This window comes from Streptomyces sp. NPDC104371, from assembly GCF_055583785.1.
This window is the reverse complement of the sequence record NZ_JBVJNF010000008.1, coordinates 146918-168560: the sequence shown is the minus strand read 5'-3', so window position 1 is coordinate 168560 and position 21643 is coordinate 146918. Positions and strand designations below refer to the sequence as shown.

The following is a 21643-nucleotide window of genomic DNA, read 5'->3' as shown; positions in this document are numbered from 1 at the left end:
TTCGGCCGCTCAGTCGCGGTGTTCCGCGGTCAGCCGCTCCAGGACCGGGACGGCATCCTTCGGCGCCGGGGCGGCCAGCATGTCCGCGTACAGGGCGCGGGCCCCGAGCTGGAAGGACGGCTCCTCGACCAGCCGGACGAGGTCCTTGCGCATGCTGTCGACGTCGATCGCCGCCGGGTCGGCGGCCAGTCCCGCGCCGCGGCGGACGACGTACCGCGCGGTGACCGTCTCGTCCCACATCGGGAGCGGCACGACCAACTGCGGCACCTTGAACGCGACGGCGGCGGCGAACGTCCCGCCACCGCCGTGGTGGATGATCGCCGAGCTGGTGGGCAGCACCTGGTTGAGCGGTACGTAGTCGAGGGCGCGGACGTTGTCCGGGAGCGTGCCCACGGCGTCCAACTGCTCGCCGTTCAGGGTGGCGACCAGTTCCAGGTCCAGGTCGGCCACCGAGTCGAAGAACTCCCGCATCGGGAAGCCGCTGTGGCGACCGGCGAGCAGTCGGCGGCTCACCCCGAGGGTGAGCACCGCGCGGGGCCGCTCGGGCCGGGAGTGCAGCCACGGGGGAAGTGTGGCGGCCCCGGTGTACGGGACCCGGCGGACCGGAACGTAGGTCAGGTCCAGCGGGTGGCGCATCCGGGACTGGGTCAGGTCCAGGGACCACTGACCGACCAGGGTCTCCTCGGTGAAGTCGAGGCCGTAGCGCTCCAGCACCGGGCCCAGCCAGGACATCCAGGGGTCCTCGGTCAGGCCGGAGGACGGATCGGCCAGCTCCTGGCGGGTCTTGGCGCGGATCAGGCCGATGTTGTCCATGCCGAACAGCAGGCGTGCGTGGGCCGCGCCGCAGGTGCGCGCGGCGATCGCGCCGGTCGGTGCCAGCGGGTCCCACAGCACCAGGTCCGGGCGCCACTCCCGGGCGAACTCCACCAGCGTGTCCAGGACCGGCCGACGTCCGCCCGGCGCCGACTCCGGCGGGTAGTACGCGTGGAACATGCCCGCGAGTACGGCCCGGGTCGTGCGCCAGGCGTTCTCGTCGTCGGGGTCGAGCGCCAGGGTGGGCCGGTCGGGGCCCGCTCCGGCGATCAACGGCGCCAGCGAGGCGGTGAGTTCCTCTCTGCCGCCCAGCGACACCGCGGTGAGACCGGCCGAGGTGACGCGGTCGATCACGTTCGGGTCGACCACGCCCTCGGGGCTCGCCACCACGACCTCATGACCGGCGCTCTGCAACGCCCATGCCAGCGGGATGGCCGGATAGAGATGTGCGGTTGTCGGAAAGATGGTGAAAAGAACGCGCATCGCTGACCTCTCCGAGACGGTCGGCCCGACGCCGACGCATGCTGTTCGCACGAATCCTGCGAGGGTGCTCTAAAGAGCCGCTTGTGCAGGGCGGGTGAGGAGCCACCGACACCCCTGACGGCCCGCATACCGATCCCGATCGACCGGAGCGGCCCCGAACTCGGTAACGCGGAGGTCGAAATCAGCGTTCTCGTATGCGGCACTTCCGGGAACGAATGGGTCAGGGTTGGATTTTCGACATACCCCTGCCCCCGGGGTGAACTGATAGGTCCGTACAAAGAGTTGAGCGTCCGGACATTCGTGCTTACCGCGGCCTGATTTCCGCAACGTTGACTTATCATTCACGCAGGATGGCGCACATATAGGCGAAAGGCCGTGCAGATGATCGCGCACCGCTCCAAGAACGGTACGGATCACGACACCTCGCCGCGATCCGGGCCCTCACGCACCGCGGAGGGAAGCCCCGTGATACGGATACTGATCGCCGAGGACGTCAACATGGTCCGCGGCGCCCTGGTCGCCCTGCTGAACCTCCACGACGACCTCGATGTGGTCTGCGAGGTCGAACGAGGCGACCAGATCGTCGACATGGCGCTCGAGCACCGGCCCGACGTGGCCGTCATCGACATCGATCTGCCCGGCGTCGACGGCCTGTCGGCCGCCACCCGACTGCGCGAACTGCTCCCCCAGTGCCGCACCCTCATCCTCACCAGCCTCGGCCGCCCCGGCACCCTGCGCCGGGCCCTGGAGGCACGGGTCGCCGGCTATCTGCTCAAGGACGCCCCGTCCGCCGAACTCGCCTCCGCCGTGCGGCGGGTGGCGGCGGGCTACCGGGCCGTCGACCCCGAACTGGCGCTGGCCGCCTGGGGAGAGTCCGAGAGCCCCCTGACCGACCGGGAGACCCAGGTACTGCGGCTCGCGGCGGAAGGCGCGGAGGCACGGGAGATCGCCTCCATGCTGCGGCTGTCGGCGGGGACGGTGAGCAACTACCTGACCGTCATCGTCGCCAAGCTCAACGCGCGTAACCGCGTGGACGCGATCCGGATCGCGAGGGACGCGGACTGGCTGCACTGACGGCACCGTGGCGGGGTCCGGTCGAAGCGGGCCGCGCGTCGAAGGCGACGGGTGACGGCTGGCTACTCTTCAGTACGGCTTCCCCGGTCCTTCAGCGGAATCGGGCAGTGTGCACCCCGTCAAGCGCACGTCCCCCGCACGCGTTTCGACCCGGACACCGCCGCAGAGGACCCCCACATGAACACCTTCACCGCGCCGTCCCCCTCCTTCCTCGGACCGCACCACCTGGTCCACCGACCGGCCAGCCCCGAGGCGTTCCTCCTCAAGATGGCCGCACCGGTACGGCAGAACTTCGCGTTCTCCGCCGAACTCCCCGAAGAACACCCACTGTTCGGCGCCTGTGCCGCGCCGTACCACGACCTGCTGTTCCCGATGGAGTCACTGCGCCAGGCGATGCTGTTCGCCGCGCGCCGGTACTTCAGAGTGCCGGGAGGCCTGCACCCCGTGGTGGCCTCCGCCAGTGCCACGGTCACGTCCCTGGACGCCTGGCGCCGCGGCGACACACAAGCCGGGATCGCGCTCGAACTCGCGATGACACCACTCGATGTCGCGGGCGGTGTGCCCCGCGGGCTGGAGTGCCAGGCCGCCGTCCTCATCGACGGCGAGCGCTGCGGTGCCGCGTCGGCGCGGCTGGTCTTCCTCGCCCAGAGTGTCTACGACAGCCATCGTGTGCCCTGGCGGCGGCAGGGCGAGGCAGCCGGGGACAGTGTCCCGGTCTCCCCCGGTGCGCCACTGCCCGAACAGGTGGGTCACGAGGACAGCCGTAACGTCCTGGTCGGACTGCCCGAGCGCACCGGAGCGGACGGCGGCGAGGGACTGGCCTTCGCCGTCGACGCCAGGGCAGCCGCGGAGCTGCGGTTCGACGCCCCCGACGCGCCGGACGAGATGCCGCCGATGCTGTTCCTGGAGGTGTCCCGCCAGGTGGGGCTGCTCGCCGCCGCGGAGCTGCGCGGCTTCGTCCCCTCGCACGCCGTCCTGTCCCGCTGGCAGGCCACGTTCCGCGGCTTCGCCGAGCCCGGCCTGCCGCTGCGCTGCACGGTGCGTGAGGACGGACGGCGTACGGACGGGCGGGTGTCCCGTGACGAGGCGGGCCGCCCGGTGATCGGCCTCAGGCTGTCGTTCCTCCAGGGCGGCCGGGTCGTGGCGGGTATCTCCGCGTCCGTGCTCCAGGACTGCTGAGCCGCGCGATGAGATACCGCGTGCTCGGCCCCGTGCGCATGACGCCTCGTACGCCGTCCGCGGCCAAGCCGCGCGCGGTCCTGGCCACCCTGTTGGTGCAGAGCGACACGGTGGTGTCGACCCATGCCCTGATCGACGAGTTGTGGGGCGCGGAACCACCGCGCACGGCCACCACCACCCTCCAGGTGTATGTGTCCCAACTGCGCAAGGCCCTGCTGGCGGACAGCGGTGAGGCCGCCGTGGAGACGGGCCCGGTGCAGCCGCTGCTGACCCGGCCTCCCGGCTATCTGATGCGGATCGCCCCGGAGGACCTGGATCTGACCGTCTTCGAGTCGCTGCGGGCCGAGGGCCGGGCCGCGTACGGCCGCCGCGAGTACGGGGCCGCCGCGCAGGCGTTGAGCCGCGCGCTAGGACTGTGGACGGGGCCCGCGCTGTCGGGCGTACCGCACGGGCCCTCGCTGGAGACCTCCGCGATCAGACTGAACGAACTGCGCGCGGAGGTGCTGGAACAGCGGATCTCCGCCGAACTGCGGCTCGGGCTGCACCAGGAACTGGTCGGTGAGCTGATGGCCCTGGCGCACGAACATCCGCTCCGGGAGACGCTGCACTGCCATCTGATGGTGGCGCTCTACCGCTGCGGCCGGCAGTCCGACGCCCTACAGGTCTATCACCAGGCGCGACGGTCGCTGGTCGACGAACTGGGGGTGGAGCCCGGCCCGGTGCTCAGCAGGCTGCTGGAGCGGGTCCTGGCCTCCGACCCCTCGCTGGCCTGGCACCGCGAGCCCGCGCACCGGCTCGCCCCCGTCGGCGGATCCGGCGTCGGCGGACCCGGCAGGCCCGCGGAAGGCGGCCGGGACACGGAAGGCGGCCGGGACACGGGGCCCACGGTGTGGCTGCCGCCCGCCGTGTCGGACTTCACCGGGCGCGAGGACCAACTCGCCTTCGGTGAGCGGCTGTTGGCGTCCGATCCGGCGGCGCGGAACAAGGTGCTGGTGCTGTCGGGCCGGGCGGGCGCGGGGAAGACGGCGCTCGCCGTGCGACTGGCCCACGACGCCGGGGACCGGTTCCCCGACGGACGCGTGCTCGTGACGTTGCGGGACGCGGGTGGGCGGCCCGTCGAACCGCGGGCCGCCCTGGCGACGCTGCTGCGCCGACTGCGCGGGACGCCGACAGGAGCCGCCGCGGGAACGGACTCCGGCGCGGATCCGCTGCCGCTGTCCGAGGCGGAAGTCGCGGAACTGCTGCACCGTCGCACCGAGGGCCGCAAGATGCTCATCGTCCTGGACGACGCCGCCTCGGAGGCCCAGATCCGGCCGGTGCTGTCGGCCGTGCCGGACAGCACGGTGCTGGTGACGAGCCGTCAGGTGCTCGGGGCGCTGGAGAGCGTCCGGCATCTGGCCCTCGACGTGCTCTCCGCGCAGGAGGCCGAGGCCCTGCTCGCGGCATGCGGCGGACAGCGGATGCGGGACGACCCGGAGGCGGCGAAGGAGATCGCCCGGCTCTGCGGCCGACTGCCGCTGGCCCTTCGGGTGGCCGCCGCCGGGCTCGCCGCCCGTCCGCACTGGACCGCCGCCGGGCTCGCCCGACGACTGCGCGACGAGCGGACCCGGCTGGCCGCGCTGTCGCTGGGCGACCTCGACGTACGCAGCAGTCTGCTGACCGCCTACCTCGACGTGGGCGAGGAGGCCCGGCACGCGTTCCGGATCCTCGGGCTGGCCGCGCTGCCCGACTTCGCCCTGTGGAGCGCGGCGGCGCTGCTCGCCACGGACCGGGCGGAGGCCGAGCGGCTCACCGAGGAACTGGTACGGGCCCATCTGCTGGAGGCACGGCGGCGGCCGGGGCGGCTGACCCCGGTGCGCTACGGCTTCCACGCGCTGCTGCGCTCACTGTCCCTAGAGGTGCTGGCGCAGGAGTCTCCGCAGGAAGGGCCCGCGGCCGTGGAGCGGTTGTGCCGTGCCTTCCTCGCCCTGGCCCGGCACGCGGACGCGCGGCTGGCGCCCGGCCGGGACCGGCTCGCCGACAAGGCCGAGCCCCTGGCCGCGACTGCGCTCTCCGGTGCGGAGGTGGTCGGCGGCGCGCCGCTGCGGTGGTTCCAGGAGGAGTCCGCGGGCCTGTCGGAAGCCGTACGGCAGGCCCACGCGCACGGGTTGTGGAGTCTGTGCTGCTCGTTGGCCTCGGCCGCGGCGGGCTACTACGAGGCGGGCGCCCTGTGGGACGAATGGGAGGCGACGCACGACCTCGCGCTGGACGCGGCCCGCCGGTCCGGTGACGTCCACGCGGAGGCCGTGATCCTGCGGTCCCTCGGCGACCTGGCCTGGCAGCGCCGCCGGACCTCGTCGGCGCTCGACCGGTACCGCCTCGCCTGGCATCTGTTCACCCGCCACGGCGACCGGACGGCGGCGGGCCGCTGTCTGTCCGCCGAGGCGGACGTGCTCCTCGGCATGGGGCGGACGGCGCAGGCCGAACGGGCCTACGAACACGCCCTGTCGGTGAGCCGGTCGGACGACGACGCGCGGGGATCGGCCGAGGCGCTGCGCGGGCTGGCGCTGGTGGCCCAGCGCGACGGCCGCCACGAGGAGGCGCTCGCCCGCCTCGAGGAGTGCGCGAGCGCGGCGCGCTCCGCCGGTGACCACCGCTGGATCGAGTACGCGCGGCGCACGGCGTCCGCCCTCCGTACGGCGCTCGCGTCGGACCGGTCGGCGGCCGTGTCCTCGGTCCCGCTCGAAGTCCGGCCCGGGATCTGGCTCTTCCTCCCGTCACGGCCGGTCCAGCGCGCCGGGTGAGGATCCCGCCTGTTCCTCTTCCCCATGTGCCCCCGTCAGGGCGTCCACGAGAGCCGGGTCGAGTGCGGTGGCCGCCGCCGTGTCCGTCGCGCGGCCGAAGCCCGCGTCGCGTACCGCGACGGCGACGGTGTGGTCCGCGACCGACAGGGAGCGGAAGGCCCAGGCGCCGACGGTGGCGGGGGTGCCGTCGGGGCGCAGCACGTCCGTGGGCGCCCGGTCCGGGCTGAATCCGAAGTCGGTGAAGCGGAACAGCAGGCCGAGTCCGAGGGCCTTGCTGTAGGCCTCCTTCAGCGTCCACAGGCGCAGTACGGCGGGGTTGCGTTCGGCGGCTGGCAGGGCCTCGATGCGCTCCCTCTCGTACGGGGTGCACATGTGCCGGACCAGCCCCGGCCCGTACAGGGCGCGGTCGCGGTGCTCGGCGTCGACGCCGATGGTGGCGCCGTCGGCCAGGCCGACCAGCAGCAGGTCGTCGGTGTGGCTGAGGCTGATGTCCAGGCCGTCGTAGCCGCGCAGGCCGGGGCGTCCGGTGAGGCTGTAGCCGAGTTCGACGGCCTCGGGTCGTACGTCGAGCGCGGCTGCGGCGGCGGACTTCAGCAGGAGGCGGGAGGCGGCGAACCGGGTACGGACCAGCGGGTGTGTCAGTTCGCGGTAGCGGTCCCAGTCGTGGCCCAGCAGTGCGCGCAGCCGTGGCGCGTCCGCCTGGTCCGGGCCCCAGTCGTCCGGGTGGGCGCAGACCAGCGCGGCACCGTGTCGGCGCAGGTCAGCGCGTACCCTGCTCCAGTCCGCCGAGGGGCCGGGGAGCACGAGCGGCTCCCCGAGAGTCCGGCCCGGGGTTCTGCGCCCAGGTGCCGTCATCGAAGGCCTCCAGCGTGTGGCGGAGATCGGAGAGCACATCGGCGGCGGTCGCGCCGTCGATCACCCGGTGGTCGAAGGTGAGGCCGAGCCGCATCATGGGCGCGGGCACCACGACGCCGTCGCGCACCACCGCCCGGTCCACGACGCGGCCCGCGCAGAGGGTCACGGCCGTGCCACCGGCCGAGTGGAAGCCGTCGACGCTGCGGTGGCCGAGCGAGCTGACCGAGACGGTGCCGAACACACCGGCACGCCTGCGGGGATCGCGCAGGGCCGCGGCGAAGGCGGCCCTGCCGAGCGGGACCGGAAGTCTGCCGAGCGTGCGTACGCCCCTGAACTCGGGCAGTTCGGCGGCCTGTTCGCCCCGGTAGCGGTCGACGCGCTCCTGGATCTCGCGCAGGCTCGCCGCCTCCAGTCCGGGAACGAGCGCCGAGAGCACGGTGCGTTCGCCCTCGACCGGCCGGTCCAGGGCGAGTTTGGCGGTGACGCCGTCGAAGCGGACGGTTCTCGGGCGCCGCAGCAGTCCGGGCCAGCCGGGGGCCATGGCGGCGTTGGCCTGCGGGTGGCGGTCGAGGACCCGCCCGGCGGCGTACAGCAGATAGCTGACCACCGAGTAGCGTCGGCCGTGGTCGCGGGCGGCGGCGCGGTGCGCCTGGACGCGGGTCATGTCGATGTCGGTGTCGAGGTGCACGGGCCGCTGGGCCGCCGCCCACTCCAGGAAGTACAGGGTGTGGCGGCGGCGCCGTTCGACGGTGACGGTGGGGGTCACCCGCTCACCGCCAGTCCGTAGATCTCCTCGAGGCTGCGGGCCTGAAGGACCTCGGCGACCGGGACCCTGCGGCCGAGGGCGAGTTCCAGGGCGGTGACGAGCTTGAGGAGGTACAGCGAGTCCCACTCGGGGAGTTCGTCGAAGTCGTGGGCCACCTGGTCGGGTGCGAGCGGCATGCCGACCTCGTCGTTGACGAGCCGGACGTAGGCGTCGAGGTCGAGACCACCCGCAGCGGGTGCGGGCGCGGAGGCGGTGCTGTCGATGCTCATATCTTCTCCAGGGCGAAGCCGGCCTTGATCCACTTGCTGGACTCGACGGCGACCGCGAGGGCCCGCTCGCCGCGGGACATCCGCTCCAGCAGCTTCTCGATCTGCAGGAAGGGCAGGGCGTTGCCGTTGTTGCCGGTGTCCGCGACGCACGAGATGTCCCGCGCGGTCGGCACGTCGAGTTCCTCCGTGATGCGACGGGTCATCCGGCCGGACAACTGGGGTGGCAGCAGATAGTCCAACTGCTCGGCGTCCCAGTCGAGTTCGCCGAGGATCTCCCAGAGGATCTCGACGGCCATGACGGGCACGGACTCCTCGATGGCCTTGTAGTCCTCGGTGAGGGCCTGCCGGTCGTCGTGGCGGTCGGCGAGCCCGAACCACTCGATGATCTGACCGGGCGCGCGGCCCAGCCCGGTGAAGCGGTTGAGGACATGGCGCAGCGCGAGTCGCTGACCGCGCGGCTCGTCGGTGAGAACGGCGGCGCCCGCGCCGTCGCCGAACAGGACGTGGTTGACGAGGTCGCCGGGGGCGGCGGCGGACAGGTCGCGCTGGAGGTCGAGGTGCTTGCTGCACACGTCGCCGCCGATGACGAGACCGGTGCGGAACCGGCCGGACGCGATCATCGCCCGGGCGACGTCCAGGGCCTGTACCGCTCCGGCGCAGCCGGACTGGAGCTGGAAGGTGGGCACTTGGTCCAGGCCGAGCTGGTCGGCGACCTGGTTGACGGTGGCGGGCATCAGGGTGTCGGGGGTGGCCGTGCCGAGGACGATGAACTCGATCTCGGCCGGGTCGGTGTCCGGGGCGGCGAGTGCCTTCTCGGCGGCCTGCGCGCACAGGTCGGCGAGCGACCAGCGGACCTCTCCGGTGCCGAGGTCCCGGGCGAAGTAGCGCGTCCTGGTGCCGATGAAGACCTCCATCCAGTCCTCGTTGATGCCGAGCACCTTGGACAGGGTGGCGTTGTCCACGGGGTCGCCGGGCAGTGCGGTGCCGACGGAGGCCAGACAGGTCGTCGTCGCGGTGGTCATGCGGTCCTCTCCTCTTGCCTGAGTGCTCGGTTCTCCGCCATGTCGCCAAGGCTCTCGAAGTCCGGTTCCATGGCGCCGAGTTCACGCAGGAACGTGATGAGGTCGCCGACCGAGGAGAGCCGGGGCAGCAGGTCCTGGACCGTGAGGGTGCCGATGCCGGTGAGCCGGTCCTCCAGCCGGTTCTTGAGTTCCATGACCATGACGGAGTCGAAGCCGAGATCCTCGTAGAGCCGGTCGTGGGGGCCGACTTCGGCGTCGGCGTAGCCACCGACCAGCCGGACGGCGTCGAGGACGGCTTCCGCGACCGGGTCCGCCGCGCGGCCCGGCAGGTCGAGGGCGAGGGAGGTCCGCGGCTGCTGACGCGGTACGAACGCGGGGGCGACCGGCTCGTCCGCCGGGACGGCGACCGTTCCGGGGGCCCGTACCGGATTCCTTGCCCAGAAGCGGTGTTCCGTCGAGAAGGTGTACGGCGGCAGCGGGTGCGGGACGCGTTCCTCGGGCGCGTACGCGGCGTCCCAGTCGGGTTCGACGCCGCCCCGGTACAACTCGGCGACGGCGTCGGCGAGTTCCCGGCCGCCGGACTCGGGGCCGCGCACCGGCAGGACATGGGCCGGGCCCGTGCCGGGGGCGCGGCCGTCGAGGCGACGTACCATCCCGCAGAGCACCGGCCGGGCACCGATCTCCACCAGATGGGTCGAGCCGTCGGCGAGGAGCGTGGTGGCCGCGTCGCCGAACTGCACGGTGGCGCCGATGTGTTCGACCCAGTACGCCGCTCCCATCGCCTCGCCGTCGAGCATCCGGCCGCGTACGGTCGAGTACACGGGGATCTCGGGCACTCCCCCGCCGACCTCGGTGGCGATCGCCGCGAAGCGGGCCAGCACGGGCCGCATCAGCGGTGAGTGGAAGGCGTGCGAGACCTGGAGTCTGCGGGTGGTGACTCCCTCGGCCGCGATCTCTGCGCCGATCCGTTCCAGGGCGTCCAGGTCACCGGAGAGCACCGTGGACGTGGGGCCGTTGATCGCGGCGAGGCCGATCAGGGGTTCCCGCTCGATCCGCGCCGCCAGGTCCTCCTGGGCGACCCGGACGGCCAACATGCCGCCGCCCGCGGGGAGTTCCTCCATCAGCGCGCCGCGCGCGGCGACCAGCCGGGCGGCGCCGTCCAGCGGGAGCGCCCGCGCCAGGACGGCGGCGGCGAACTCGCCGACGCTGTGGCCGAGAAGCATGGCGGGGTGTGCGCCGAGTTCCGTCAGGGTCCGGCCGAGGGCGTAGCCGACGGCGAACAGTGCGGGCTGTGTCCATCGGGTGCGGTGGACCGCTTCGTCGCCCGTGCGGAGCAGGTCGCGCACGGACCGCCCGGTGTGCGGGAGCAGCGCGGCGTCGGCCTCGTCGAGGAAGTGCCGGTACAGCGGGGACTGTTCGTACAGTGCGGCGGTCATCCGGGGGTACTGCGAGCCCTGTCCGCTGAACAGGAACGCGACGCGCGGCCGGGCGGTGGGGCTGCCGGTGAGCCGGGCCAGCAGGGCGGGGTCGGCGGCCGACTCGCGCAGTGCGGCGACGAGTTCACCCGTGTCGGTGGCGGTGGTCGCGAAGCGGTGCCGGTGGCCGGCCTTGACGCGGTTGGCGGATCTGGCCAGCGGGCCCAGCGGTACCCGGCGGGCCGCCGCCGCGTCCGCCTGGGTCAGCAGGTTGCGGCGCAGCGCGTCGGCGTTCGGTGCGGTGAGGGTGAAGACGGCGGCGCCGATCCCGCTCGGGGTGGCGCGGTGGGCCGGTCGGGGGCGCGCGGCGGGCGCGGACTCCAGGACGGCGTGGGCGTTGGTGCCGCCCATGCCGAAGCTGCTGAGTCCGGCGACGGTGGGGCCGGGGGGTAGCCGCAGCGGTGCCTTGAGGAGTCGCAACCCGTGGTCGCGCAGGGCGAGTTGTCTGTTCTCCTTGGCCGCGAAGCGGCTGGTGGGGACCACGCGGTGGTGCAGGGACAGGGCGACCTTGATCAGTCCCGCGATCCCGGCGGCGCCCTCGGTGTGGCCGATGTTGCCCTTGACCGAGCCGAGCGCCATGGGTGTGTCGGCGCGGCCCGCGTGGTGGTGGCCGAGTGCCTTGACCTCCATCATGTCGCCGAGGCCGGTGCCGGTGCCGTGCGCCTCGGTGAAGACCACGTCGGCGGGTTCGACGCGGGCCCTGCGGTACGCGGCGGCGAGTACGTCCTGCTGGGCCCAACGGTTGGGCGCGGTCAGCCCGTTGCTGCGGCCGTCCTGGTTGACGGCGGTGCCGCGGATGACGGCGTAGACGCGTTGGCCGTCGGCGAGCGCGTCCCGCAGTCTGCGCAGTACGACCACGCCGACGCCCTCGCCGCGGCCGATGCCGTTCGCCTCGGAGCTGAAGGGCTTGCAGCGTCCGTCGGGTGCGGAGAGCCCGGCCTGGGTGTAGAAGATCGACAGCGCGGGGGTGAGGGCCACGTTGACGCCGCCGACGAGCGCGTGGTCGCACTCCTCGGACAGCAGCGCGTTGACCGCGAGATGTGTGGCGACCAGCGACGAGGAGCAGGCGGTGTCGACGGCGAGGCTGGGGCCCTTCAGATCGAGGTGGTACGAGATCCGGTTGGCGGTCATGCAGTAGCCGTTCCCGGAGCCGGTCTGCGGGGTGACATTGCCGTAGTCGGTGAGGTGCAGATGCGCCCACTCGTTGCCCATGATGCCGACGAAGACCCCGGTCGGGGTGGCGGCGAGGGTCCGTGGCGCGATCCCCGCGTCCTCGACGGCCCGCCACGCGGACTGGAGCAGCAGCCGCTGTTGCGGGTCCATGGCGGCGGCTTCGCGCGGTGAGACGGTGAAGAACTCGTGGTCGAAGGCGTCCGGATCGGCGATGAAGCCGCCCTCGGTGGTGTTGGCGTGCCCCGCGTCCCCGGCCTGCGCGTAGAACTCCTTTGCGTCCCACCGCTGTCGGGGGATCTCCCCCACCCCGTCCGCGCCGCGCATCAGCAGGTCCCAGTAGGCGCCGGTGTCGGGCGCCCCCGGGAATCTGCAGTCGATGCCGACGATGGCGATGGGCTCCATCAGGCGCCGCCGCCCTGCGCGGTGTCGGCGGCGAACTCCGCCATGAGGTGGCCGGCGAGCGCGTGGACGGTCGGGTAGTCCCAGGCGGCCGTCGGCTCGATCACGAGGTCGAAGTCGTCCTCGATGTCTCCGCACAGGCTGAGGGCGGCGACGGAGTCGAGGCCGTACTCCGCGAGAGGCACGTCCGGGTCGATCTCGGCGGGCCGCCGCGTGAGGTAGAGGGCGACGCGCTCGGCCAACCAGGTGGTCAACGACTCGGTGGTGGGTGCGGTGGTCGGAACGGGCATGGGGCACTCCTCGGCGGGGGTGAGCTGTTTCGCTTGCGGTCGTGATGTCGTCGTCCGGTGGCTGTGGCGGGCGGGCCGGTGTCCGTCAGCCGACGAGCGGGGTGTCGTACAGGTCGTAGCTGCCGCGGGCGTGGAATCTGCGCAGTACTTCCTCGTGCACCCGGGCGTCCACGGACGCCGGGAGCGCGGCGGGCCGCCGCCCGAGCCGCCGGGCGATCCGGTGCAGGGCGGCGGCGAGCCAGGCGGGGTCGGCGAGGAACGCGTCGCCGCCGTCACGGGACGCCTGCTGCCGGACGCCGATGGCCGAGGAGGCCGCGAGCAGGAGGGCGTACCGGTCGGCGAGGGCGAAGGCGGCGGGGCCCGCGAGCGCCGTACGGTCCTCGGGCGCGAGCGCGCGGCTCGCCTCCTGGACCTGACGCAACTCGTCCACCAGCGTCAACACCAGTGCGTGGACGGCTCGTTCCTCGCGGGTGGCGGCGGGCGGGGTGTCCGCGGCGGCGACCAGTGTGGCGCTGAGCCCGTCCCGTCCGCCAGTCAGGGCGAGCCGGTCGAAGGGGATCTGCGGCAACTCCGCGTTCTGCTGGAAGAGTTCGGCGGGGGCGGGTCCGTCGCTGAACCAGGAGCGCCGGGCGAGCCGGGACAACTGCGGGATGATCGTGGCCTGGCAGGCCGCGGAGCCCGCGTGGCCGAGGCTGAGCACCGGCAGGTCGCGGAGGTGCTTCTGGAAGATGCCGTGCTCGTGGTCGCGGAGGTAGAAGCGAGCGCCGAGCACGATGGAGAGATCGTGCAGGGTGTCGGTGAGCAGCTTCGGCACGAGGTACTTGGTGGCGGCGGCGAGGACGCTGGTCTGCTCGGGGAGCAGGTGCACGGCCCGGGTCGCGGCCAGGGAGAGGCTGTCACAGGTGAGGAGGTCGACGAAGGCCCCGGACAGGGTGGCCCTGGCGTGCGGGATCTCCATGACGGACTTGCGGTAGAGCCGTCGGCCGAGGGCGAAGCGCACCACGGTCCGCAGGGCCGTGTCGGTGGTGCCGACCGCCATGCCGGGGAGCGCGGCCCGGGTGAGCTGGAAGGCGCGCAGGGCGGTGTCGACGCCCCGTCCGGCGGCACCGACGAGGGACGAGGCGGGTACGCGGGTGTGGTCGAACCGGAGTCCGGACAGATGGCAGCCGCGCACACCGACGGTGTCGTAGCGGGGCAGGACCTGCCAGGTGTCCGTGTCGAGCCCCGCGCGCTCGACGAAGAGCACGGAGTGGCTGCGGCTGCCGGGTGCCGGGTCGGTGCGGCTGAACAGGACCCAGGCGTCCGCGCGTCCGGCGTTGTTGATGACCTGCTTGGCGCCGCTGAGCAGATACCCGCCTCCCGCGGCGGGGCGGGCCTCGAACTCGTTGCGGGTGAAGTCGTTGCCGTGCGCGAGTTCGTGGTAGGCGACCGAGACCTTGCCGCCGTCGCCGAGGATCCGCGCGAGGCGTGCGCGCTGCGCGGTGTCACCGGAGGTCCAGACGTTCACGGCGGCCATGAAGGAGGTCACGCCGTAGCCGAGGCCGAGGGCGACGTCCCGGCGGAACACCTGCCGCATGACCCGGACCAGGGTGTCCAGCCGTTCCAGGCGACCGCCCTCGGCAGTCGGTACGAAGTCGGCGCCGAGCCTCAGTTCGTCCAGGGCGCGCTCACCCGCCGCGGAGAGTTCACCGGCCTCGTCCGCCTCGACCAGCCGGGCGTAGGAGAGTTCGTTGCGTTCGTCGGTGGGGTCGCCGAGCCCCCGGTCCACCTCGGCCACGCGGGCCGCCGCGCGCGCCTCCTGTCCCGGTGCGCCGTGACCGTCCGGTACGGCGGCGCTCGTCGCGTGCGTGTCCTCGGGCTCCGTGCCGGTCAGCATGGTGTCCTCTCCCTGTCTCCGGTGACCGCACCGGGTGTCAACGGCCGCCGTTCGGGGCCCTGTTGAGGAAGCAGGGAGAACAGCCGCCCCGAGGAGCGGGCCGCCCGCAGGGTGCCGAGCAGTGCTTCGTATGTCTCCCGGTCGGCCGCCGCCGGTTCGCCGAGGCGGACCAGCAGCCGGTCCAGGGCGGTGTGCAGCCACAGGCCGTCGCGCCACAGCGGCCCGGTGCGGGGGTCGTCCTGCATCCGGTCGACGCTGCGGGTCCACAGGCCGAGGCAGGCCGCTCCCGCCCAGCACAGGGCGTAGCGGCGCGCGACCTCGAAGGCGGCGGGCGGGACGTCGGTGAGCGCGCCCTGGTACTCCTCCATGTCGGCGTGCACCGCGGTGGTGACGGCGAACAACCGCCGCGCGGCCTCGGCCACCGGGGTGAGCGCGGGGTTCGGTCCCGCGCGCCGGGTGACCTCCTCGACGCAGGAGGCGAGCCCTGCCATGACTCCGCTGCCGTGCCGGGCGACCAGCGACAGCTTCGAGGGGTCCAGGGGCGGCAGGGGGGCGCCGAGGTCGCAGGCGGTGTCGCTGCCCGCGGTGTCACCGGTGCCGCGCCGGAAGCCGCGGGCCAGTGAACGGAACTGGTTGATCAGGGAGTTGAGGTTGACCAGGGTGTTGCCGTCGAAGAGTCCGACCAGGCGGTGGTCGCGCTCGACCTTCTGGAACCGGCCGTAGGTGTGACCGCTCTTGAGGAAGGCACGGGCGCCGAGCAGCCCGGCCAGGTCGGCGAGGACCTGGTCGGTGCCGGTGGGCAGCAGGTACTTGGTCACGGCCGCGGTGACACCGAGTTCCGCGGTCTGGGTCTGTACGGCACGGGCGGCGACCAGGGCGACCGCCTCGTGCAGCAGGACATCGGCGGCGGCGCCGGTCAGCACATGCCGGGCCTGCGGGAGATCGATCAACCGCCTTCCGTACAGCTCCCGTTGCTCGGCGAAGTCCAGACCGAGCCGGAGCCCGTGGTCACCGGCGCCGAGCGACAGGGCCGCGCACATGGTGCGGGTGAGCTGGAGCGCCTTCAGCACGATCTCCAGACCGGCGCCCTCCTCCCCGACGAGGGCGCCGCGCGGCACCCGCGCGCCGTCGAAGGCGATGCCGGAGATGTCCGCGCCGCGGACGCCATGGGTGCGGATCTTGGGGAGGTGGCGGTAGGTGTCCTTGTCCAGTCGGCGCTTGTCCACGAGGAGGACGCTGAAGCCGCGCGGGCCCGCCTTTGGCCGCGTACGGGTCAGCAGCGACAGCAACGACCCCCGGGTGGCGTTGTTGATCAGCCACTTCTCGCCGCTGACCAGCCAGTGGTCCCCGGTGTCCGCCGCCGTGTCGTCGGTGCGCACCTCACCGGCCAACAGGTCGCTGCCGTGGGCGCGTTCGGTGAGTCCGAGGGACACCGGGACCCCGGCCATGATGTCGGCGCCGAGGCGAGCACCCTGCTCCGCGGAACCGGCCACCCAGACGCACACCCCGCCGAGGTAGGTCTTGCCGTGGCCGACCGCACAGGTCAGATCACGGCGGGCGACGGTGCGCATGAGCTGGAGCACCTGCTCGTAGTCGCGCAGTCCGCCCCCGTGTTCCACCGGTACGTACTGGTCGGGCAGGCCCCACTCCTCGAAGCGGCGGCAGATGTCGGCGGGGAACTCCTCCCGCTCGTCGAGATCCGCGCAACGCGCGTAGGAGAAGACCTCATCGGGGTCATCGGGGTCGCCGAGGAACCGGTCGAACTCCTCGGCGAGTCGGTACGGTGCGTGGTCCATGTCAGACCACCGCTTCCAGGGGCTGTGTGCCGCCGGTCGCGTCGTCGGCCGCGGTGGGGGCGATGACGGCGCGGACGGCCGGTTCCAGGACTTCGTACAGTGCCGTGATACGGCCCTCCAGGAAGAGCTTGCGCATCAGGGTCCGCTGGATCTTGCCGCTGGTGGTCTTGCGGACGGTTCCGGGGCGTACGAGCAGGACGTTGCCTGCGGGGACGCTGAACTCCTTGCTGACGCACGCCTGGACGGTGGCGGCGAGGGCGCGCAGGTCGCCGGTGACGTTGCCGGGGCGGATCTCCTGGACGGCCACCAGGTGTTCGCGGTCGGTCTCGACGGAGAAGACGGCGCCCGCACCGGCACCGAAGGCCTTGTCCTCGGCCTGGACAGCGCGTTCGATGTCCTGCGGGTAGAGGTTGCGGCCCGCCAGGATGACCATCTCCTTGAGCCGGCCGGTGACATAGAGCTGTCCGTCCTGGAGCACACCCATGTCTCCGGTGCGCAGCCAGCCGCCGCCGTCGTGTCCGCCCGTGCCGTCACAGATCGCCGCGTCGAAGATCTCCTTGTTGGTCCGAGGCCGCTTCCAGTAGCCGGAGGCGACGCTGTCGCCCTTGATCCAGATCTCGCCGATGTGTCCGCCGGGCTTCTCGACCTTGCTCTCCGGATCGACGACGCGGATGTCGAAGTCCCGCGCGATCCCGCTGCTGACGAGGGAGCGGGTGGGGGCGCCCTCGCGCGGGTCGGCCAGTTCGCCGCGCTCGAACGCCGCGGCGTCGACATCGAGCACGCGCGGGCCCGCGGTGCGGGGGATGCCCGAGACCAGCAGGGTCGTCTCGGCCATGCCGTAGCAGGGGAAGAACTGCTCGGGGCGGAATCCGGCGGGCGCGAAGCGCTCGGTGAAGGCGCGGAACGTCTCGGCCCTGATCGGTTCGGCACCGTTGCACGCGGTCGTCCAGGAGGACAGATCGAGCGTCCCGAGCTGCTCGTCGGTGACCCTGCGCACGCACAGGTCGTAGGCGAAGTTGGGGCCGCCGCTGGCGGTGACTCCGTACTCGCTGATCATCCGCAGCCAGCGCGCGGGGTGTTTGAGGAAGGCGAAGGGTGTCATCAGGACGGTGGGGACGCCGAGGTAGAGCGGGTGGAGTATGTGTCCGATCAGACCCATGTCGTGGTAGAAGGGCAGCCAGCCGCCGCACACGGTCGTCGTGTCGGTGCCGAGCGACCGCTGGATCGCCGCCTCGTTGGCGAGCAGGTTGCGGTGCGAGACGACGACGCCCTTGGGGTCGCTGGTCGAGCCGGACGTGTACTGCAGGAAGGCCGGGCTCTCGGGGGCGAGCAGGGGTGGGTACCAGGCGTCCGCGTCACCCTGGGCCGGATCGTCGGTGGCCAGGCACGGTACGTCGGTGAAGCCCTCTGTTGCCAACCAGGCAGAGATCTCGGGGGCGTTGGCCGCGTCGGTGAGTACGGCGCACGCTTCGGCGTCACGCAGCATGCCGGAGACCCGGGCGAAGTGCCGGCCCTGCTCGGCGGGCAGCGGTCCGGGCACGGCCACGGCTCCGGCGTACAGGCAGGCGGTGAACGCCTTGACGAAGTCCAGGCCCGGCGGGAAGAGCAGGAGGACCTGGCGGCCCGCGGCTCCGCGCTCCTGGAGCCAGGACGCGATCCGCCGCGCCTCCCGGTCGAGCCCGGCGAACGCGAGGTGCTGCGGCACCGAGCCACGGGCGTCGTCGGGCAGGAAGATGAAGGCATCCGCGGCGCTGCGGGCGTCGGTGCGCTCCAGAACCAGTTCCGTGAAGGTTCGGAAGTTCGTCAACGTCGTTCCCTGACCTCTCCGAGATCCGCTGGCGTGGCGCCGGCACAGGTTGTTCTGACATCACGATCGTCGTCCGGGGCGCTAAGGAGACGCTTGCGCGTCATGGACGGCACGCGGGTGCGGCGGCCGTCCCCGGGGGTGGGGTTCAGGTCATCGGGCACGGTCGGGGAAGGCCGCGTCGAGGGTCACATGCCCCGGTACTTCGGGTAGTCGGGTGAGTGCGTGCGTGAACTCGACGGTGGCATCCGCCCGTTCGACGGTCTGCACGAAGCCGAGCGACGGGTAGAAGCCGCGCACCTTGTGGTTCTTGGCCGTGGGCCGGTAGCTCGCGCGTACGTCCGCCGCGCCCGAGTCCACAGCGTGCTCCAACAGCGCCGCGAGCGCGGCCTGTTCGATACCGCGAGCGAAGACCCGGCAACTGAGCACCATGTTGTCGATGCGCAGGGACGCGTCCTCCCAGTGGGCGAAGAGCGCTCCGACGACCCCGTTGTCACCGAAGCGGTCGCGGGAGCGTACGGCCAGCACCAAGTGGCCCGGCGTATCGAGGCGTTCACGGACGTCGGGCGGCTGAAGCCGACGGGTGGTGAGATTGAACTGGTTGGTGCGCAGGGTCATCTGGGCGACCCGGGCCACTTCGTGGTCGCGGACCGGTGCGACCTCGACCCTCACCTCAAGGGCGCGCAGATACTCCTCCATCGAGCCGGTGGCCCGCTGGAGGTCCTGCCGGTCGGCCTCCTGGCGGTACTGCGCGGCACGGCCCCGGTCCTCGGTGGTCAGTTCCCGTACGTCGAACCAGCCGTCGGCGAGCAGCCGGTCGATGTGCAGGGCCGGTTCCTCGTCGATCCCGATCACGGCGATCTCGGGAAGCGAGGAGGCGACGAGGCCGCGTTCGAAGGGCGAGTCGTCCACGAAGACGAAGCTGTCGGTACCGAGGGCGAGCCGGGCGGCCATGTCCCGGATGACGCCGTCCTTGGGCTCCCAACCGGCGCTGATCCGGACGAAGTCGGCCTCGCGCAGGGTCATGTCGGGATGGGTGCGGAGCACGTCCAGGACCGGCTCGGGGTCGTTCTTGCTGCACACCGCGAGCAGCACGCCCTGACTGCCGATCTGCTTGACCACCCGCTGGAACCGGCCGAAGGCCGCACCGCGGTAGGTGGTGGCGGCGGCGATGCCGTCGGGTCCGTCATCGCCGAGGATGCCGTCCCAGAGGGTGTTGTCGAGGTCCAGGACGAGGACCTTCTTCGCGTTGCCGCGCAGCGTCCGCAGCAGATGGGCCACCTGCCGCGCGTACCTGGCGAGCACGTCCTCCCCCAGGTGCACCGTGGCGTAGGCGGCGAGCCGTGGGTCGCGCACCGGTCCGCCCTCGGCGATCAGCGGCTCCAGGTCGATGACGTGCAGCCGTGGATGGGCGAGGGCGAGCCGCAGCAGCTTCGCGTTGAACTCTCGCCAGGCGATGGAGAGTTCCGTACGGGAACGGTGGTCGAGGAGCTGGTTCGTGTGCTGGGGCAGCAGCGGCAGGGTGTTGAGAACGAGCGTCCCGGCGCCGTGTTCGTCGTAGCGGGTGGCGAGCGCGTCGAGAAGTCCGAGCTTGGCGGCGGCGGTCCGGGCGACATCCTCCGGCCCCCAGGGCAGGGGCAGTTCGTCGAAGACGATCTGGGCGTCGAGCACGGACAGGGCGAGTTCGGTGCCGGAGGCGTACAACTCGCTGCCGGTGTCCTGGAGATCGCGCAGCCACGCGTCGTGGTCACCGGTATGGAGGCGCAACGGGACGCCGTGGCGGGCGAGTTCCGCGGTGAGCGGTGCGGTCAGCCCGTCGAGCGTGCCGTGTCCCGTGACGGCGACGGTGGCGGGTACGACGCCGGGGTGCCGCTTCGCGATGTCCTCGGCGGCGAGCTTGGCGAGCAACCGGCCCGCGCGCGCGAGGTGCGTGAACCCGTCGTCACGCTGGGCCAGTTCGGCGAGCAGTCCGGGGACCTCCGGGTACGCGGAGACAAGCCGCCTCTCGACGTACAGCGTGCGCAGCCGGTCGAGGGGGCCGACGGGCCCGGTGCCCTCCGGGGCGGGCGTCGTCACTGCTGTGCTCACGGTCTGTTCGCCTCTCTGACAACGGGGCGGGCGGGCACTGCGGAGCCTGGGGTCCGGTGCTAAAGACGGGCTTGCGCCCTGGTGCGCGCCGGGCCGCGCGCACCGTCGGGGACCGTCCGCAAGGGCTGCTTTAGGCGGGCTGCCGACCATCGGCGCAGGATGACTCCCTCCGGAAAGGCAGCGCTGACGATGACAACTGAGCTGACCGCAGAGGTGTGTGTGGTCGGAGGAGGTCCGGCGGGGCTCACACTGGCCGTGGAACTCGCCAAGCGTTCGGTCTCCGTCGTGGTCCTGGAACAGAGCGGTCACTTCGACCGGTCCTTCCGGGGCGAGTCGGTCTCCCCCGACTCGGTGTGGCTGCTCGACAAGCTGGGCGTCCTCGACCGACTGGACGGCGCCTACCAGCAGATGCACGGCATGGAGATCACCGACTCCGGCAGCACGGTGCTGCGCGCCGACTTCCGCCGCTTCCCGTACCCGCACCCCTACCCGGTGGAGATGCCGCAACCGGCGCTGCTGTCGGCCCTGGCGGATCTCGGACAGAAGGAGCACGCGGAGCACTTCACCCTGGTGCGCCGGGCGACGGCCACCCGTCTGCTGCGCGCGGACGGCGGGAGCGGTCCGGTCACGGGGGTGGCGGCGCGCACCCCGGAGGGCGAGATCACGGTGCGCGCGGCGCTCACCGTGGCGGCGGACGGCCGGTTCAGCAAGGTCCGCGAGATGGCGCGACTTCCGTACACGAAGCTGCCGTTGGACCGCGACGTGGTGTGGCTGAAGCTGCCGTTCCCGGCCGGGTGGGACGACCGTACGTATCGCATCCGGATCCGCGGCGACCAGCACGGGCTGTTCATCCCGACCCACCCGGACAGTGTGCGCGTCGGGTTCAACATCCCCAAGGGCGGGCTGAGGCAACTGCGGGCCCAAGGGCTGCCCGCGCTGTACGAGCGGCTGGACCGGCTCGCCCCCGAGCTGGCCGTGTCGGTGCGCGGCGAGATCCGCTCCTGGTCCGACACCTCGATGCTGGACATCTTCACGACGTTGGTGCCGCGCTGGTCCATGCCGGGCCTGGTCCTGATCGGCGACGCGGCGCACACACTGACGCCGATCCTCGGGCAGGGCGTCAATCACGCGATCATCGACGCGGTGACGCTGGCCCCTCTGGTGCGCGAGGCGTTCGACGAGGGTGGGGACGCGGCGGCGCTGCTGCGGGCGAGCGAGAGGTTCCAGCGGGCGCGGGAGGCCTCGGTCGGCAGGTCGCGCGGTCTACAACTGCGCCAGGAACGGCTGTTCGCCCTGCACGGAGCCGGCGGTGTCCTGCGCCGCTCGCTGTACCGGGTGGTCGACCGCAGCCAGCGGCTGAAGGAGAGGGTGCTGGGGGGCGCGTACTTCCAGTTGCAGAAGCCCGGACCGCACGTCGTGGCAGCGCAGTCACCCACCACCCGCGTCTGACTGTGCCCACTACCCGTATATGACCGGTGTGTCACCGCCCCGATGAGAG

The 21643-nt window shown here is 72.3% G+C and carries 15 protein-coding genes; 4 read left to right on the top strand and 11 right to left on the bottom strand.

From position 1 onward, the window contains the following. Window positions 1-9 precede the first annotated feature (9 nt). Complete coding sequence (locus ACZ60T_RS24605) at window positions 10-1296, bottom strand: activator-dependent family glycosyltransferase (RefSeq protein ID WP_469667850.1); 1287 nt, start codon at window positions 1294-1296, stop codon at window positions 10-12. 465 nt (window positions 1297-1761) lie between these two features. Between ACZ60T_RS24605 and ACZ60T_RS24600 the strand changes: the two genes are divergently transcribed. The 3 genes from ACZ60T_RS24600 (at window position 1762) to ACZ60T_RS24590 (ending at window position 6332) form a co-directional block, all read left to right on the top strand. Next, the gene (locus tag ACZ60T_RS24600; RefSeq protein ID WP_365625579.1) at window positions 1762-2370 is read left to right on the top strand and encodes a response regulator transcription factor; all 609 of its coding nucleotides are present in this window, start codon (window positions 1762-1764) and stop codon (window positions 2368-2370) included. Window positions 2371-2547: 177 nt separating this feature from the next. After that, on the top strand, window positions 2548-3549 hold the full coding sequence (locus ACZ60T_RS24595) for an AfsA-related hotdog domain-containing protein (protein WP_469667849.1): 1002 nt from the start codon (window positions 2548-2550) through the stop codon (window positions 3547-3549). Between the two features lie 8 nt (window positions 3550-3557). Next, window positions 3558-6332, top strand: coding sequence for an AfsR/SARP family transcriptional regulator (locus ACZ60T_RS24590; RefSeq protein WP_469667848.1), 2775 nt, complete (start codon window positions 3558-3560; stop codon window positions 6330-6332). On the opposite strand, the gene ACZ60T_RS24585 is transcribed toward ACZ60T_RS24590, so the two are convergent. From ACZ60T_RS24585 to ACZ60T_RS24540, 10 genes are all read right to left on the bottom strand, one after another. Then, the gene (locus ACZ60T_RS24585; RefSeq protein ID WP_469667847.1) at window positions 6306-7136 is read right to left on the bottom strand and encodes a 4'-phosphopantetheinyl transferase family protein; all 831 of its coding nucleotides are present in this window, start codon (window positions 7134-7136) and stop codon (window positions 6306-6308) included. The two genes, ACZ60T_RS24590 and ACZ60T_RS24585, sit on opposite strands and share 27 nt — an antisense overlap. Next, window positions 7093-7953, bottom strand: coding sequence for a 2-oxo acid dehydrogenase subunit E2 (locus ACZ60T_RS24580; RefSeq protein ID WP_469667846.1), 861 nt, complete (start codon window positions 7951-7953; stop codon window positions 7093-7095). Before ACZ60T_RS24580 ends, ACZ60T_RS24585 begins: the two co-directional genes overlap by 44 nt. After that, on the bottom strand, window positions 7950-8222 hold the full coding sequence (locus tag ACZ60T_RS24575; protein WP_469667844.1) for a phosphopantetheine-binding protein: 273 nt from the start codon (window positions 8220-8222) through the stop codon (window positions 7950-7952). Before ACZ60T_RS24575 ends, ACZ60T_RS24580 begins: the two co-directional genes overlap by 4 nt. Then, entirely contained in the window at window positions 8219-9244 is a 1026-nt protein-coding gene (locus ACZ60T_RS24570) for a 3-oxoacyl-ACP synthase III family protein (RefSeq protein WP_469667843.1), read from the bottom strand. The genes ACZ60T_RS24575 and ACZ60T_RS24570 overlap by 4 nt, the downstream gene beginning before the upstream one ends. Beyond that, a complete protein-coding gene (locus tag ACZ60T_RS24565) occupies window positions 9241-12294 on the bottom strand; it encodes a type I polyketide synthase (protein WP_469667842.1) in 3054 nt (1017 codons plus the stop codon). The genes ACZ60T_RS24570 and ACZ60T_RS24565 overlap by 4 nt, the downstream gene beginning before the upstream one ends. Next, window positions 12294-12581 carry an acyl carrier protein gene (locus tag ACZ60T_RS24560; protein ID WP_469667840.1) on the bottom strand — a complete coding sequence of 96 codons (288 nt, stop codon included), beginning with the start codon at window positions 12579-12581 and terminating at the stop codon, window positions 12294-12296. The genes ACZ60T_RS24565 and ACZ60T_RS24560 overlap by 1 nt, the downstream gene beginning before the upstream one ends. 85 nt (window positions 12582-12666) lie before the next feature. Continuing rightward, window positions 12667-14457 carry an acyl-CoA dehydrogenase gene (locus ACZ60T_RS24555; protein ID WP_469667838.1) on the bottom strand — a complete coding sequence of 597 codons (1791 nt, stop codon included), beginning with the start codon at window positions 14455-14457 and terminating at the stop codon, window positions 12667-12669. Beyond that, on the bottom strand, window positions 14451-16253 hold the full coding sequence (locus tag ACZ60T_RS24550; RefSeq protein ID WP_469667836.1) for an acyl-CoA dehydrogenase: 1803 nt from the start codon (window positions 16251-16253) through the stop codon (window positions 14451-14453). Before ACZ60T_RS24550 ends, ACZ60T_RS24555 begins: the two co-directional genes overlap by 7 nt. 1 nt (window position 16254) lies before the next feature. Then, window positions 16255-18060 carry a fatty acyl-AMP ligase gene (locus ACZ60T_RS24545; RefSeq protein WP_469667834.1) on the bottom strand — a complete coding sequence of 602 codons (1806 nt, stop codon included), beginning with the start codon at window positions 18058-18060 and terminating at the stop codon, window positions 16255-16257. 150 nt (window positions 18061-18210) lie between these two features. Continuing rightward, window positions 18211-20145, bottom strand: a complete 1935-nt coding sequence (locus ACZ60T_RS24540; RefSeq protein WP_469667833.1) for an HAD-IIIC family phosphatase — start codon at window positions 20143-20145, stop codon at window positions 18211-18213. Between the two features lie 189 nt (window positions 20146-20334). On the opposite strand from ACZ60T_RS24540, the gene ACZ60T_RS24535 reads away from it, so the two are divergent. Next, a complete protein-coding gene (locus ACZ60T_RS24535) occupies window positions 20335-21594 on the top strand; it encodes an FAD-dependent oxidoreductase (RefSeq protein WP_469667832.1) in 1260 nt (419 codons plus the stop codon). Window positions 21595-21643: the final 49 nt, after the last annotated feature.

Coding starts and splice junctions, on each gene's coding strand:
- ACZ60T_RS24595 (WP_469667849.1), top strand. CDS start 2,548: ATGAACACCTTCACCGCGCCGTCCCCCTCCTTCCTCGGACCGCACCAC.
- ACZ60T_RS24605 (WP_469667850.1), bottom strand. CDS start 1,296: ATGCGCGTTCTTTTCACCATCTTTCCGACAACCGCACATCTCTATCCG.
- ACZ60T_RS24565 (WP_469667842.1), bottom strand. CDS start 12,294: ATGGAGCCCATCGCCATCGTCGGCATCGACTGCAGATTCCCGGGGGCG.
- ACZ60T_RS24555 (WP_469667838.1), bottom strand. CDS start 14,457: ATGCTGACCGGCACGGAGCCCGAGGACACGCACGCGACGAGCGCCGCC.
- ACZ60T_RS24590 (WP_469667848.1), top strand. CDS start 3,558: ATGAGATACCGCGTGCTCGGCCCCGTGCGCATGACGCCTCGTACGCCG.
- ACZ60T_RS24570 (WP_469667843.1), bottom strand. CDS start 9,244: ATGACCACCGCGACGACGACCTGTCTGGCCTCCGTCGGCACCGCACTG.
- ACZ60T_RS24550 (WP_469667836.1), bottom strand. CDS start 16,253: ATGGACCACGCACCGTACCGACTCGCCGAGGAGTTCGACCGGTTCCTC.
- ACZ60T_RS24575 (WP_469667844.1), bottom strand. CDS start 8,222: ATGAGCATCGACAGCACCGCCTCCGCGCCCGCACCCGCTGCGGGTGGT.
- ACZ60T_RS24535 (WP_469667832.1), top strand. CDS start 20,335: ATGACAACTGAGCTGACCGCAGAGGTGTGTGTGGTCGGAGGAGGTCCG.
- ACZ60T_RS24560 (WP_469667840.1), bottom strand. CDS start 12,581: ATGCCCGTTCCGACCACCGCACCCACCACCGAGTCGTTGACCACCTGG.